The organism is Dactylosporangium sp. CS-047395 (genome assembly GCF_050942185.1).
Taxonomy (GTDB): domain Bacteria; phylum Actinomycetota; class Actinomycetes; order Mycobacteriales; family Micromonosporaceae; genus Dactylosporangium.
The window spans coordinates 7,584,092-7,597,107 of the sequence record NZ_CP192015.1 but is presented as its reverse complement, the minus strand read 5'-3'; the positions used below and the strand labels follow the sequence as shown (position 1 = coordinate 7,597,107).

The 13,016-nt window shown below is 71.8% G+C and carries 12 protein-coding genes; 4 read left to right on the top strand and 8 right to left on the bottom strand.

The window, feature by feature from the left end; all coding sequences use genetic code 11:
* Position 1 precedes the first annotated feature (1 nt).
* Positions 2 to 2,161, bottom strand: coding sequence for an MMPL family transporter (locus ACQP00_RS35785; protein ID WP_433204355.1), 2,160 nt, complete (start codon positions 2,159 to 2,161; stop codon positions 2 to 4).
* Positions 2,162 to 2,254: 93 nt separating this feature from the next.
* Between ACQP00_RS35785 and ACQP00_RS35780 the strand changes: the two genes are divergently transcribed.
* Positions 2,255 to 2,890, top strand: coding sequence for a TetR/AcrR family transcriptional regulator (locus tag ACQP00_RS35780; protein ID WP_433204352.1), 636 nt, complete (start codon positions 2,255 to 2,257; stop codon positions 2,888 to 2,890).
* A 15-nt stretch (positions 2,891 to 2,905) separates the two neighbouring features.
* On the opposite strand, the gene ACQP00_RS35775 is transcribed toward ACQP00_RS35780, so the two are convergent.
* Complete coding sequence (locus tag ACQP00_RS35775; RefSeq protein WP_433204349.1) at positions 2,906 to 3,304, bottom strand: DUF2203 domain-containing protein; 399 nt, start codon at positions 3,302 to 3,304, stop codon at positions 2,906 to 2,908.
* Positions 3,305 to 3,395: 91 nt separating this feature from the next.
* On the opposite strand from ACQP00_RS35775, the gene ACQP00_RS35770 reads away from it, so the two are divergent.
* The 3 genes from ACQP00_RS35770 (at position 3,396) to ACQP00_RS35760 (ending at position 5,499) form a co-directional block, all read left to right on the top strand.
* The gene (locus ACQP00_RS35770; protein WP_433204344.1) at positions 3,396 to 4,565 is read left to right on the top strand and encodes a tetratricopeptide repeat protein; all 1,170 of its coding nucleotides are present in this window, start codon (positions 3,396 to 3,398) and stop codon (positions 4,563 to 4,565) included.
* A 222-nt stretch (positions 4,566 to 4,787) separates the two neighbouring features.
* The gene (locus ACQP00_RS35765; protein WP_433204341.1) at positions 4,788 to 5,114 is read left to right on the top strand and encodes an STAS domain-containing protein; all 327 of its coding nucleotides are present in this window, start codon (positions 4,788 to 4,790) and stop codon (positions 5,112 to 5,114) included.
* Positions 5,107 to 5,499 carry an ATP-binding protein gene (locus tag ACQP00_RS35760; RefSeq protein WP_433204338.1) on the top strand — a complete coding sequence of 131 codons (393 nt, stop codon included), beginning with the start codon at positions 5,107 to 5,109 and terminating at the stop codon, positions 5,497 to 5,499. The genes ACQP00_RS35765 and ACQP00_RS35760 overlap by 8 nt, the downstream gene beginning before the upstream one ends.
* Here ACQP00_RS35760 and ACQP00_RS35755 read toward each other — a convergent pair.
* The 6 genes from ACQP00_RS35755 to ACQP00_RS35730 all read right to left on the bottom strand — a co-directional run bounded on the left by ACQP00_RS35755 (position 5,467) and on the right by ACQP00_RS35730 (position 13,010).
* On the bottom strand, positions 5,467 to 7,008 hold the full coding sequence (locus ACQP00_RS35755; protein WP_433204335.1) for a PP2C family protein-serine/threonine phosphatase: 1,542 nt from the start codon (positions 7,006 to 7,008) through the stop codon (positions 5,467 to 5,469). The genes ACQP00_RS35760 and ACQP00_RS35755 overlap by 33 nt on opposite strands.
* Positions 7,009 to 7,055: 47 nt before the next feature.
* Entirely contained in the window at positions 7,056 to 8,336 is a 1,281-nt protein-coding gene (locus ACQP00_RS35750) for an extracellular catalytic domain type 1 short-chain-length polyhydroxyalkanoate depolymerase (protein ID WP_433204332.1), read from the bottom strand.
* 1 nt (position 8,337) lies between these two features.
* The gene (locus ACQP00_RS35745) at positions 8,338 to 9,705 is read right to left on the bottom strand and encodes an endo-1,4-beta-xylanase (RefSeq protein WP_433204329.1); all 1,368 of its coding nucleotides are present in this window, start codon (positions 9,703 to 9,705) and stop codon (positions 8,338 to 8,340) included.
* A 142-nt stretch (positions 9,706 to 9,847) separates the two neighbouring features.
* Positions 9,848 to 10,699 carry a carbohydrate ABC transporter permease gene (locus ACQP00_RS35740; RefSeq protein ID WP_433204326.1) on the bottom strand — a complete coding sequence of 284 codons (852 nt, stop codon included), beginning with the start codon at positions 10,697 to 10,699 and terminating at the stop codon, positions 9,848 to 9,850.
* Between the two features lie 5 nt (positions 10,700 to 10,704).
* The gene (locus ACQP00_RS35735; protein WP_433204323.1) at positions 10,705 to 11,682 is read right to left on the bottom strand and encodes a carbohydrate ABC transporter permease; all 978 of its coding nucleotides are present in this window, start codon (positions 11,680 to 11,682) and stop codon (positions 10,705 to 10,707) included.
* 11 nt (positions 11,683 to 11,693) lie between these two features.
* The gene (locus ACQP00_RS35730; RefSeq protein WP_433204320.1) at positions 11,694 to 13,010 is read right to left on the bottom strand and encodes an ABC transporter substrate-binding protein; all 1,317 of its coding nucleotides are present in this window, start codon (positions 13,008 to 13,010) and stop codon (positions 11,694 to 11,696) included.
* Between the last annotated feature and the right edge of the window lie 6 nt (positions 13,011 to 13,016).

The window sequence follows — 13,016 nt, the reverse complement described above, 5'->3', positions numbered from 1 at the left end:
ATCAAGCCTCGCGCAGCGCCACCCTGGTGTAAATGCGCCGGAGCGGGCCGGGGGACCACCAGTTGAGCCGGCCGAGCCCGCGCACGATGGCCGGGACCAGGATCCCGCGGATGAGCGTGGCGTCGACGATGATGGCCAGGCCGCAGCCGAGGCCGAACATCTGCAGGAAGCTCACGGAGCTGGTGCCGAAGGCGAAGAAGGTGACGGCCAGCAGGGCGGCCGCCGCCGAGACGATCCGCCCGGTGCGGGCCAGGCCGGTGCGCACCGCGTCCCCGGTGGGCAGGCCGCGCGCGTGCAGCTCGGCGATCCGCCCGATCAGGAACACCTCGTAGTCCATGGACAGGCCGAAGACGATGACGAACAGCAGGACGGTCATCGCGGTGTCCATCGGCCGCGGGGTGAACCGGAGCCAGGACGCCAGGTGCCCGTCCTGGAAGATCCAGGTGAGCACGCCCATGGTCGCGGCCAGCCCGAGCACGTTGAGCAGCAGGGCCCGCAGCGGTTGGACGACGCTGCCGGTGAACAGGAACAGCAGCGCGAACGTGGCCAGCACGACGACCGCGATGCCCAGCGGCAGCCGGGAGCCGATCGCGTGCGTAGTGTCGATGAGCCGGGCGTCGGTGCCGCCGACGTACGCGGCGACGGGGGAGGGCGCCTCCCGCACGGCGCGCACGAGCGCCTCGCCGTCGTCGGACTTGGCCGCGAGCCGGCTGGCCAGGACGAGGCGTTCGGCCCCGGGCCGGCTCAGCGCGGGATTGCCGTCGCCGACCCTGGTGCCGCCGGCGAACGTCCCCGCGCTGCTGGTGACCGCGCCCGCGTGCTCCAGTGTGGACAGTGCAGCGGCGTAGCTCGCGACGGCGTCGCGGCCGACGGTGCCCTCCAGGACCACGTCGACACTGGCCTGCTGGTTGCTGGCGAACCCGGTGGCGAGCCGGTCGGCCACCACCCGCCCGTCGCTGCCCGGCCGCAGCACGCCCTCGTCCGGGGTGCCGAACGAGACGTTGAGCAGCGGGCTCGCCGCGAGGAGCAGGCCGGCGACGACCGGGAGCGCGGCGAGGGCCGGGCGGCGCATGACGGCGCCCGCGAGCCGTCCCCAGAACCGGGAGTCGGCGGCCGGGCCGGTGCCCGCCCGGCGCCGCCACGGCACCCGGCCCGCGTCGACCCGGCGGCCGAGGACGGCCAGCAGCGCGGGCAGGACCACCAGGGCACCGAACGCGGCGATGAGGACCACGCCGATGCCGGCGTAGGCGAAGGAGCGCAGGAAGTACAACGGGAAGACCATGAGCGCGGTGAGCGCGGTGGCGACCGTGGCGGCCGCGAAGAGGATGGTGCGCCCGGCCGTCGCGACCGTGGCGGCCAGGGCCTCCGGCACGGGCGTGTCGGACCCCAGCTGCTCGCGGAACCGGCTGACCATGAGCAGCGCGTAGTCGATCCCGAGGCCGAGCCCGAGCGCGGTGGTCAGGTTGACGGCGTAGAGCGAGACGTCGGTGACGGACCCGAGCGCGGTGAGCTCGGCGAACGTGCCGGCGATGGCCACGCCGCCGACCGCGAGCGGGAGCAACGCCGAGACCAGCGACCCGAAGACGATGATCAGGAGCAGGAGCGTCAGCGGTACCGCGATGGCCTCGGCGATCGCCAGACTGCGCCCGACCTGGGTGTTGACGTCGACGTTCACGGCCGCCTCGCCGCCCGCGGCCACGGTGAGGGGGCCGGAGTCCACGGCGTAGCGGTCGATGAGCCCGGCGGCCCGCTCCCGCCGCTCGGTCTCGGTCCCGTCGACGTGCGCGAGGATCAGCGCGTCGGTGCCGTCGGCGGAGCGCAGGTCGGCCAGGCCGGTCGTCCAGTACGACACGACGTCGCGCACGCCCGCCTCCCGCCCGAGCGCGGCGGTGAGGTCCTTGCCGGCGGCCGCGGCGGCGGTGCCGTCGACGGTCCCGCCGTCCGCGTGTGCGAGCAGGATCAGGTTCGGCCGGCCGCCGAACTGCTCGTCGATGAGGCGCTGGGCCCGCGAGGAGTCCGAGGCGGGGTCGTCGAAGCCGCCGCCCTGCAGCTTGCCGAACACGCCGGCCCCGGCGACCCCGGCGCCGATCAGCAGCAGCAGCGAAACGATGAGCACGAGCCGGGCGCGGCGGTGGATGAAGGAGCCGTACCGGTACAACATCTGCTCTCCCCCACGGGATGTTGACGGCGTAAACTTAACGGTGTCAACATTGCACAAGGTGTTAACGGTGTCAACATCCGGCAGGATGAGAGGGTGTCCACCAGCAAAATCAGCCGCCACTCGTACCACCACGGCGACCTCGCGAACGCGCTGACCGGCGCGGCGCTGGAGCTCGCCCGCGCCGGCGGCCCCGAGGCCGTGGTGCTGCGCGAGGCGGCGCGGCAGATCGGCGTCTCCGCGACGGCGGCGTACCGGCACTTCAGCTCGCGCGAGGACCTCATGCACGCGGTGAAGGACTGCGCGCTGGGCGAGCTGGCCGAGCGCATGGAGGAGGAGCTCGGGCGGGCCCCGGCCGGCGGCGACCCGGCGGCCCGGCTGCGGGCCCGGATGCGCGCGCTGGGGGCCGGGTACATCAAGTTCGCGCTGGAGAAGCCGGGGCTGTTCCGCACCGCGTTCCAGCGCTCGGCGCCGATGGTGGGCAAGCACGGCGCCGACCCGATGGAGACGGTGCCGTTCCGGATGGTGATGTCGATCCTGGACGAGCTGGTCGAGCTGGGCCTGATCGACCCGGCCCGCCGCCCGTTCCTCGGCATGGCCGCCTGGGCGACCGTCCACGGGATGGCCGACCTGCTGCTGGACGGCCCGATGCGGCGGATGCCCGCGGAGGATCAGGCGGCGGCGATCGACCGGGCCCTGGACATGGTCGTCGACGGCATCATGTCCCGCTGAAAGGCTGGCTTTTGTTTAGGTCCGGTCCTGGGCCGTGGCGTCCGTCGCCGGTTCGGCGGTGAGCGGGCGGCGGCCGGCGAAGCCCAGATCGATGCGGTGGTACCAGGTCAGGCCGGCGTCGCCTTCGAGCCAGCACAGCAGGACGTCGACCCCGTCGAGCTCGGCCGGGAAGTCCACCAGCAGCGGCGCCAGCCCCTTGAGATGCGCCCCGGTCTCCTGCACGGCCGTGATGAGCTCGTCCAGCAGCGCCTCGGCCGCCTTGAGCTCCGGCATCCCGCCGAGCGTGGTCGGCGGCCCCCCAGGTGCGAGCGAGGCGGCCAGCTCGGCCGCGTCGGCCCGGACGGCGACGAGCTGGTCGAGCTTCGGACGGATCCGGGCCAGCTCAGCACGGGCCTGCGGGACGGTGAACAGCATGGCGCACACCATGCCACCGCCCCGCGCCTGGCCGAGCACCGGGGCCAGCGAAGATCGGCCCGTGCTCCCCCCATCGGAGTAGCCTCCGATCGTGGACCTGATCGCGGCCTGGGAGGCGGGCACCGGCGAGGAGCGGGAGCGGCTGGGCCCGGCCGTGGCGGCGGCGCTGGCCGCGGAGCCGACGCTCGCCGAGCGGTACGCCCTCGCCGAGCGGTTGGCCGAGCTCGACGCGCACCGTACCGTGGCGGCCGGGCACCTCACCGCGATCCTCGACGAGCAGACCCGCGGCGGCGCGCCCGAGGCCGAGGTCCTGGAGACCCGGGTCGCGCTCGCGCACGCCTGGCGGGACCCGGCCGCGGCCGAGGCGGTCCTCGCGCACGCGGTGCGGTCGGCCGGCCCGCGGCACGCGGTGACCGCCCACGCCCGGCTGCGGGTGGCCCAGGCCCACGAGCGCGGCGGCGACTTCCCGGCCGCGCGGCACCTGCTGCGCCGCGCCATTCCCGACGCCGTGCGCGGTCCGGGCCCCGACCACCGGCGCACGGTCGGCCTGCGGCTCGCCCTGGCCGAGGTCTACGAGCGCGACACCATCCGGTACGCGAGCCTGCACCGCGGCGTCCTGCGCGCCTACCGCAGCCTGCTCGGAGCGCAGCGGCAGTACCACCGCGCGATCGAGAGCCTCGAACGCCGCTTCGGCCCCGGAGCCCCTATCGTGCTCGCCACGCTCGAGCGGCTCGCCGACCTCTACGAGCGCACCGGCACGCTGGGGCCGGCGATCGCGCAGTACGAGGCGGCCCTGCAGTGGCACGAACTCCGGCACGGCCCCGACGCCCCCGAGACCCGCGCCGCCCGCGACACCCTGGCCCGCGTGTACCTGCGCGGCCGGCATCCCGAGCGGGCCGTGCCCCTCTACGAGCCGCACCACCACGAGCAGCCGGAGGGCCACCCCGACGAGGCCCTGGACGACCTCGCCGAGGCCCACCTGGCCGCGGGCGACGAGGACGCCGCCCTGGAGGTGTACGAGCGCCTCCTCGCCTACCTGGCCGAGCGCGACGGGCCCGACGCCCCGGAGACCGTGCGGTACCTGGCCGAGGTGGCCGAGGCCTTCGACGAGGCGGGCGCCCCGGCCCACGCCCTCGCGTGGCACGAGCGCGTGGTGGCCGCCCTGGCCCGCGCCGAACCCCGCGACGAGGAGGCGCTGACCCTGGCCCGCCTGCACCTCGCCGCCGCCCGCGACGCCACCACGGAATCACCGTTCGGGTGACCGCGGGTTTGTTTCGGTGAGCGGGGCGGGCGATAATTCGCACCATAGCTCGCGTTCGATGCGGTGGGATTTGTCCCGTTCCGGGACGGTCGGGCGGGCGGGTGATCCACACGGATGAACGCGTCCGGGTCACTTGCGCCATCCGCGGCGGTCAACTCGCGCCGCGGATGCCAGAATGGTCCTCGACGGTCGAAAACCGGGCGAGAGAGGGGCCGCGGTCGGATGGCGCGGTTCGAGGCGGTGACATCGGTCGACGGTCGGCGGGCAGCGGTGACGTTGTCCGGCGAGTGCGACCTGTCCGCGCGCGAGGAGTGCATGGCGGTCCTCATGGGCGCGGTGGATACGGCGCCGGTGGTCGTGGTGGACCTGGGCGGGGTGACGTTCCTGGACTCCAGCGGCGTCCACGCGCTGGTCACGGCCTACCGGGCGGCCCAGGATCGCGGCGGGCGGCTCAGCGTCGTCGGCGCCGCGGGCATGGTCGCGCACGTCCTGGACATCACGGGCGTCGGTGGCCTGCTCAGCCCGCAGGACGGGGTCCGCGATGGTTGAGCATCCGGCGGCGCCGGGCGAGGCGATCGGCTACGCGCTGGTCTCGGACCTGGCCGCGGTCCGCGCGTTCGTGACGGCCCGGGCGCTCGCGCTCGGCCTGTCCCGGGACCGGGCCGACCTGCTGACGCTCGCGGTGAACGAGCTGGCGACGAACACGTTGCAGTACACCGAGGAGGGTGGCGAGGTCCAGCTGTGGTCCGAGTCCGGCCAGATCTACTGTGACGTGCTCGACCAGGGCCCGGTGCTGAGCTTCGGGGCGAGCATGCCCCCGGCCGACGCGGTGCGCGGGCGCGGGCTGGCCATCGTCGAGATGGTCTGCGACCACGTGGCCGGGTTCGCCGGGTCGCGCGGGTCAATCGTCCGGCTTCAGCTCGGTCTCCTCTGACACCTGCACCGCCAGGGTGCAGGTGTCGTCGTCCGGGCTGGGCCGGCGCAGCAGGCGGCGCAGCCCCGGCAGCGGGTCGGTGACGCCCGGCTCGGTGGCCGCCGACAGCGCCGCCTTGACCCAGTCGAGGTGCGTGCCCAGGTCCATCGCGCGGCGCTCGACGAGCCCATCGGTGTAGAGCAGCACGACGTCGCCGGGGGACAGCGGGGTCACCACGGCTGGATAGCCGGCGTCGGTGGCCGCGCCGAGCAGCAGCCCCGGCTGGATCGGCAGCTCGGCCGCGGAGCCGGAGCGGGCCAGCAGCGGCGGCATGTGCCCGGCCCGGGCCCAGGTGAGCAGGTGGGTGCCCGGGTCGTACAGGCCGATGAGCGCGGTCCCGGTGAGCCGCAGCTGCACGCACAGGCGGTTCATGTGCCCCAGCAGCGTGCCCGGCTCGCGCAGCCCGATCGACAGCCAGGCGACGAGGGCGAACCGCAGGTGGGCCATGCCGTTGGCCGCCTCCAGGCCGTGCCCGGCCACGTCGCCGACCGCGAGGACGACCTTGCCCTCGGGGAGGGTCTGCGCGTGGTACCAGTCGCCGCCGACCCGCAGCGCGCTCTCCGCCGGCAGGTAGCCGACCGTCGCGCGCAGGCCGTTGAGGGGAAAGGGCTCCCGCGGCACCGGCTGGATCAGCTGCTGCAGCTGCGCGGCCAGGCGGTGCTCGGCCACGGCCGTCATCTCCCGGGTGTGCAGCTGGTCGCTGAGCCGCTCGATGGCGGTGCGGGTGTGCTCGCGGGCCGACACGTCCTGCACCACGGCGTAGATCTTCAGCGGCGCTCCGCCGGCGTCGCGGGCGAGGTCGGAGAGCACCCGCAGGTGCTTGACGCCGTCGCCGACGCGGAAGCGCACGGTCACGTCGGCCGTCGCCCCGCTGTCGAGGGTCTGCCAGGAGAACTCGGTGATCGGCAGGTCGTCGGGCAGGACGGCGGCGGACTGCTCGGCCCGGGTCATCGGGCCCAGCCCGGGGTCCCGCTCGAAGATCCGGTACAGCCCCGGCGACCACTGCATCTGCCCGGTCACCAGGTTGTACTCCGACCAGCCGAGGCTGCCCAGCGACTCGGTGCGGTCGAGGCGGCGGCGGGCCTCGTCGACCCGCTCCCACCACACGAGCAGGCCGCCGAGGACCCGGTGCACGCTGATCCCGAAGCTCGAGTCGGCGGCGTATCCGGCCGCGTCCTGCGAGTAGTGGAAGTCGTCCATGGTGCCCGGCCCGCCGGTGGACAGGACCCGCAGGTAGAGCTTCCACAGCGGGCCGCCGGCGACCGTGGGGTACAGCCGGGTCAGCAGTTCCCCGACCCGGGCCGTGCCGCGCCCGTAGAGGTCGTCGCCCCGGTCGCTGGTGGCGGCCACGAGGAAGTCGGTGACCTCGCCGTCGGGGCCGCGGACGGGACGCAGCCAGGTGCAGCCCGCCGGGACGACGGCGAGGATCTCCTGCACGACCGCCGCGATCGCGTCGGCCTCGTCTGCCATACCCGCAGCCTATCGGCATCGGGCGAGCGCGGCGGTCGTGCGGATGGTCAGCTAGCCGAGCACGTCGGGCTCAGGGTGCCGGCCGTGCCGGTGCCCTGGAAGCCGAACTCGGTGTACTGCCCGGCGTTCACGTGCCCGTTGTACGACACGTTGCTCCAGCTGTTGCCCGACCGGGTCACGTTCCAGGAGTTCGTGACGGTCGCGCCCGACGGAAGGGTGAGCCCGACCGTCCAGCCGTTGACGGCGGCCGACCCGGCGGTGACCCGGACGGTCACCACGAAGCCGCCCTGCCACTGGTTGACCGAGGTGGTCGCGGTGCAGCCGCCGCCCGTTCCGCCACCCGGCGTGGGTGAGGCGGACGAGGTCGACGGGCGCGGCGTCGGCGACGAGGAGGACGGCCGGGGCGTGGGTCCCTGGGTGTTGAGCCCCATGAACTCGATCGCCATGGCCGCCTGCCCGGACATCGGCAGCGAGTGCCCGACGCCGCTGATGCTGATGCCCTCGACCGGCGGGGCGGTGCTCGCGCTGCCGTACCGGGTGCGGGTCCAGCCCGAGCGCGGGGTGTCCGTCAGCGCCGGCGTCTGGCTGACGCCGAGCACGTTCGTCCACTGCTTGATCTCCTCGCCGAAGTTCGGGTAGGCGAGGGTGGTGTCGGTCGTGCCGTGCCAGAGCTGCATGCGCGGCCGCGGCCCGCTGTAGCCGGGGTAGGCGTTGCGCACCATGTCGCCCCACTGCTGCGGGGTGTAGATGCGCTGCCCGCCGGAGCATTGGCTGTTCCAGGACGAGCCGTCGGTGGTGGCGAAGCACCCGAACGGCACGCCCATGAACGCGGCACCGGCCTTGAACACGTCGGGGTAGTCGCCGAGCAGGACGTTGGTCATCATGGCGCCGGACGAGGCGCCGGTGACGTACACCCGGCCGGGGTCGCCGTTGTAGTGCTGCTCGGTGTAGGTGACCATCGACATGATGCCCACCGGGTCGCTCCCGCCGCCGCGGGTCAGCGCCTGCGGCGACGAGACGTCGAAGCAGTTGCCGCTGCGGGTGGCCGACGGGTAGACGACGATGAAGCCGTACTGCGCGGCGAGCGAGGCGAACTCGGTGCCGGAGTAGAACGCCGGCCCCGAGCCGGTGCAGTAGTGCACGGCCACCAGGATCGGCGGCTTGGCCTGCACGTTGTCGGGCACGAAGATGTGCATCCGCAGCCCCGACGGGTTGCTGCCGAAGTTGGTGACCTCGGTCAGCGTGGCCGCCTGCGCGGGCTGGGCGACGACGAAGATGCCGATGAGGGCCATGGCGAGCCAGGCCGCGACGGCGAGCAGTCGGCGCATGTCAGCTCCCCGAGCAGGTCGGCGTCAGGGTGCCCGCGGTGCCGGTGCCCTGGAAGCCGAACTCGGTGTACTGCCCGGCGTTCACGTGCCCGTTGTAAGAGACGTTGCTCCAGTTGTTGCCGGAGCGGGTGACGTTCCAGGAGTTCGTGACGGTCGCGCCGCTCGGCAGGGCCAGGCCGACGGTCCAGCCGTTGATGGTCGAGCCGGCCGTGACGCGGACGGTGACGACGAAGCCGCCCTGCCACTGGTTGACCGACGTGGTGGCGGTGCAGCCCTGGCCGCCGCCCGGGTTGGAGGGCGAGGTGGACGGGGACGGCGAGGTGGAGCGCGACGGCGAGGTGGACACCGGCGGGGGAGAGCTGGTCGAGCCGCCGTTCAGCGCGTCCAATGTGGACGTGTACGCGGCCTTCTTGTTGCCGTTGCCGTCGAACAGCAGCGGGTTGTCGCTGGACCGCCACGAGTCGCTGTCCCGGATGCCCCACACCGTGATGCCGGTGCACCGGGACACGGCCAGGCAGGCCTTGGTGACGGTGGCGTAGGCGCTGGCCTGCTGGGTGCCGGAGTAGGCGATGTCCAGCTCGGTGATCTGCACGTCGACGCCGAGGTCGGCGAAGCGCTGCAGGTTGGCCTGGTAGTCGGAGGTCAGCGGGGAGCCGGAGTTGATGTGCGACTGGAAGCCGACGCAGTCGATCGGCACACCGCGGGACTTGAAGTCCTTGACCATGTTGTACACGCCGGTGCTCTTGGCGTTGATCCCGTCGGTGTTGTAGTCGTTGTAGCAGAGCTTCGCGCCCGGGTCGGCGGCCCGCGCGGTCTGGAACGCCACCTCGATCCAGTCGTTGCCGGTGCGCTGCAGGTTGGAGTCGCGCCGCCCGCCGCTGCCGCCGTCGGCGAACGCCTCGTTCACCACGTCCCAGGCGTAGATCTTGCCCTTGTAGTGGCCGGCCACGTTGGTGATGTGGTTGACCATCGCGTTGCGCAGCGCGGTGCCGGACATGTTCTGCGCCCACCCGGGCTGCTGCGAGTACCAGGCCAGGGCGTGCCCGCGCATCCGCTGCCCGTGCGCGTTGGCATGCGCCACGATCGCGTCGGCGCTGCCGTAGCTGAACTGGCCCTGGTTGGGCTCGGTGGCGTCCCACTTCATCTCGTTCTCGGGCGTGATCATGTTGAACTCACGGTCGAGAATGCCGCTGTAGGTGGCGTCGCTGAGCTTGTAGTTGGCCACGGCGGTGCCGAAGTACCGGCCCTTGTCCGCGGCCGATGCGCCCAATGTGGTGGCAGCCTGGGCGGTGCTCGCGAGGCCGATGGCGGTGGCGAGCGCGGCCGTGCCGGCCAGCACGACCGCGATCCGCGTCCTTGTTCTTCTCATGGCGGTAAGACCCTCCGGACAGTTGCGAATGACCGCTTCAGCATTTCCGGTGAATGCGTCGGAAACAATCGCAACAAAGAGTCTTGCCAGGTGGAGGCCGGTATCGAAAATGCAATTCCTGAAACTTACAGCTGCCTATCTTTCAGCCTTTTACTGAACCCGTTAAGCCGCCCACGATCCGCCGTTCGGCGAAGACGAAGAACCCGATCGCGGGGATCATCGAGGCCGCCGTGTAGGCCAGGATGCGCGCGGTGTCCTGGGCGTATTGCGACTGGAACGCCGCGACCCCGAGCGGCAGCGTGAAGTCGGACGGGTCCGACAGCACGAGCACCGGCAGCAGGTACGCGTTCCAGCTCGTCACGAAGGCCAGGATGGCCACCGTGGTCAGCGCCGGGCGGCTCAGCGGCAGCAGGATCCGCCAGAAGAAGCCCAGCCGGCCGGCCCCGTCCATCGCCGCCGCGTCCTCCAGCTCACCGGGGATGGCGTGCATGAACGGGCGCAGGATGACGATCGTGATCGGCAGCGAGAACGCCGCCTCCGGCAGGGCCACGCCGAGCGGCTGCTCCAGCAGGCCGAGCTGGCGCAGGAGCAGGTACAGCGGCAGCGCCGCGGCCGACACCGGGAACAGCAGGCCGATGGTGAACAGCGTGTAGACGCCCTCGCGGCCCTTGAACTGGTAGCGCGACAGGGCGAAGGCCGCCATCGCGCCGGCCGCGACCGCCAGGGCCGTCGCGACCACCGCGATGAACGCGCTGTTGCCCATCGCCCGCCAGAACACCGGCGAGGACAGCACCTCGGAGAAGTTGCTCCACACCCACGGGCTCGGCCAGCCGGCCGGGGAGTTGTTGAGCTGGGCGTTGCTGCGGAAGCCGCCGAGGACGGTGAACACCAGCGGGACCAGCGTGACCCCGACGACGAGCAGGATCGTCAGGTAGCGAAACGGCGTGCCCAGCGTCATCGAGCGCGGCGCGGTCGCGGCTTTCGGCGCGGTCATGGCGGTCACTCCACGATCCGGGTCAGGGCGCCCTGGGTGTCGCGGCGCAGAGCGAAACGCTGGTAGATCAGCGCGAAGACGAAGCACACGATGAACAGCACGACGGACACGGCGCTGCCGTAGCCGAACTCGTAGCGGGTGAAGCCCCGGTCGAGCAGGTAGGTGGCCATGGTGCTGGAGGCGCTCGCGGGGCCGCCCAGCGTCATGATCCAGACCAGGTCGAACAGCTGCAGCGAGCCGATGACGGACAGGAAGATCCAGATCCGGATGGTCGGGCCGAGCAGCGGCAGGACGATGCTCCGCGTGGTCTGCCACGAGGTGGCGCCGTCGGTCGCGGCCGCCTCCTTGAGCTCGGCCGGGATGCTCTGCAGGCCGGCCAGCAGCAGGATGATGCCGAAGCCCAGGTACTTCCAGGTGATGACCACGAACAGGGTGTAGAGCACCAGGTCCCCGTCGGCCAGCCAGTCCTGGATCAGCCCGCCGGCCCCGACCGCGTTGAAGACCTGGTCGACGAAGCCGTCCGGCTGCAGCATGAGCAGCCACACCACGGCGGTGATGGCCTCGGAGAGCACGTAGGGCGCGAACACGATGAGCCGCAGCACCGCCCGGCCCCGGATCTTGCCGTTGAGCATCAGCGCGATGCCGGTCGCCAGCGGCAGCTGGATGACCACCGACAGCACCGCGATGATGATGTTGTGCCAGAGCGACTGCCGGAAGACCTCGTCGTCGAGGATCCGGGAGTAGTTGCCGAAGCCGAACCAGGTCCGCGGGCTGAAGCCCGTCCACTTGTAGAAGCTGTAGTAGACCGACGCCGCGATCGGCAGCAGCACGAACCCGATGAACAGAATCAGTGCCGGGGACAGCAGCAGCGTCAGCTCGAGCCGCTTGGCCCGGCTCCCGCCCGGCCGGCGGGCCGGTCGCGCGGTGCGACCGGCCCGGGCCGAGGGTGCCGCCGCCACGGCAGTACCACTCGTTTGCGTCATGCCCCTGCTCTTTACTTGTTGGCGACGGCCTTGGTGAAGGCGTCGACGATGCCCTGCGGAGTGCCCTTGCCGGCGAAGAAGTCGGCGATGGCGTCGTTGAGGGCCTGGCCCACGCTGGTCGGCAGCGCCTGGTCGAAGTACACCTGGATGTACGGGGCGCCGTTGAGGTATTCCTGGACGGTCTTGAGCGACGTGTCCTGGATCGCCGAGATCGCCTTCGGGTTCGCCGGCAGCGTCGCGGTGTTCGTCTGCACCAGCTTGGTCTGCACGTCGGTGCTGGCCACGTACTTCAGGAAGTCCGCACACGCCGGCCCGGCCTTGACCGCGCAGGAGAAGCCGTCGCCGCCGCCGAGCGCGGTGCCCGGCGTGCCCTTGCCGCCCTCGATGGTCGGGAACGGGAACCAGCTGAGCTTCGAGGCGAACTGCTTGTCCTCGGTCAGCGGGATCATCGTCGGCAGTTCCCAGTCACCCTGCAGCTCCATCGCGGCCTTGCCGTTGGCGACGAGACCGGCCGAGCTGCCCGCGCCCTGCTGGGCCGGGGTGCCCAGGAACGCGTCCTGGAACGGGTTGGTGGCCAGGAACGTCTTGAGGTCCTCGCCCGCCTTGACCCAGCACGGGTCGTCCATCTTGAGGTTCTTGACCGTCGCCTTCACGGTGTCGGTCGAGCACTCGCGGATGGCGAAGTAGGACCACCAGAACGCGTCCGGCCACTTGTCCTTGCTGCCGATCGAGATCGGCGTGATCTTCTTGGCCTTGAGCTTGGCGACGGCGTCGTTGAGCTCGGCCATCGTCTTCGGCGGACCGGCGATGCCGGCCTGCTCGAAGAGGTCCTTGCGGTACCAGAAGCCGACCACGTGCAGGTCGTAGGGGATGCCGTACTGCTTGCCCTCGACCTGCCAGCCGGTGGCGGCGTTGCCCAGCTCGCTGATCCACGGCTTGACCTGCTCGGTCATGTCGAGGATCTTGCCGGACTCGACCTGGGTGGCCAGCGCGCCGCCACCCCACTGCTGGAAGATGCTGGGCGGGTTCGGCGACTGCAGCGCCACCGAGATCTTCGTCTTGAGCGCCTCGTTCTGGGCCGGCTCGACCTTGAACGTCACGTTCGGGTGGTCCTTGTGATATTGGTCGGCGATCGACTGCCAGACGCCCAGGGCGGGGTCCTGGTTGCCGTTGTGCCACCAGGTGAGCGTTACCGGTGCGTTGGCGTCGGCCGGTGCATCACTGCTGTCGTCTCCGCAGGCGGTCAGGGAGGGGAGCGCCATCGACAGTGCGGTGGCGATCGCGGCCAGCCTCCGTGGGGTGCTCAGGCGGACGTTCAAATTGATCATCTCCTG

What these genes read in the sequence shown, in the direction of transcription:
- ACQP00_RS35785 (WP_433204355.1), bottom strand. Translation starts at nt 2,161, where the DNA reads ATGTTGTACCGGTACGGCTCCTTCATCCACCGCCGCGCCCGGCTCGTG.
- ACQP00_RS35775 (WP_433204349.1), bottom strand. Translation starts at nt 3,304, where the DNA reads ATGCTGTTCACCGTCCCGCAGGCCCGTGCTGAGCTGGCCCGGATCCGT.
- ACQP00_RS35765 (WP_433204341.1), top strand. Translation starts at nt 4,788, where the DNA reads ATGGCGCGGTTCGAGGCGGTGACATCGGTCGACGGTCGGCGGGCAGCG.
- ACQP00_RS35760 (WP_433204338.1), top strand. Translation starts at nt 5,107, where the DNA reads ATGGTTGAGCATCCGGCGGCGCCGGGCGAGGCGATCGGCTACGCGCTG.
- ACQP00_RS35755 (WP_433204335.1), bottom strand. Translation starts at nt 7,008, where the DNA reads ATGGCAGACGAGGCCGACGCGATCGCGGCGGTCGTGCAGGAGATCCTC.
- ACQP00_RS35750 (WP_433204332.1), bottom strand. Translation starts at nt 8,336, where the DNA reads ATGCGCCGACTGCTCGCCGTCGCGGCCTGGCTCGCCATGGCCCTCATC.
- ACQP00_RS35745 (WP_433204329.1), bottom strand. Translation starts at nt 9,705, where the DNA reads ATGAGAAGAACAAGGACGCGGATCGCGGTCGTGCTGGCCGGCACGGCC.
- ACQP00_RS35740 (WP_433204326.1), bottom strand. Translation starts at nt 10,699, where the DNA reads ATGACCGCGCCGAAAGCCGCGACCGCGCCGCGCTCGATGACGCTGGGC.
- ACQP00_RS35735 (WP_433204323.1), bottom strand. Translation starts at nt 11,682, where the DNA reads ATGACGCAAACGAGTGGTACTGCCGTGGCGGCGGCACCCTCGGCCCGG.
- ACQP00_RS35730 (WP_433204320.1), bottom strand. Translation starts at nt 13,010, where the DNA reads ATGATCAATTTGAACGTCCGCCTGAGCACCCCACGGAGGCTGGCCGCG.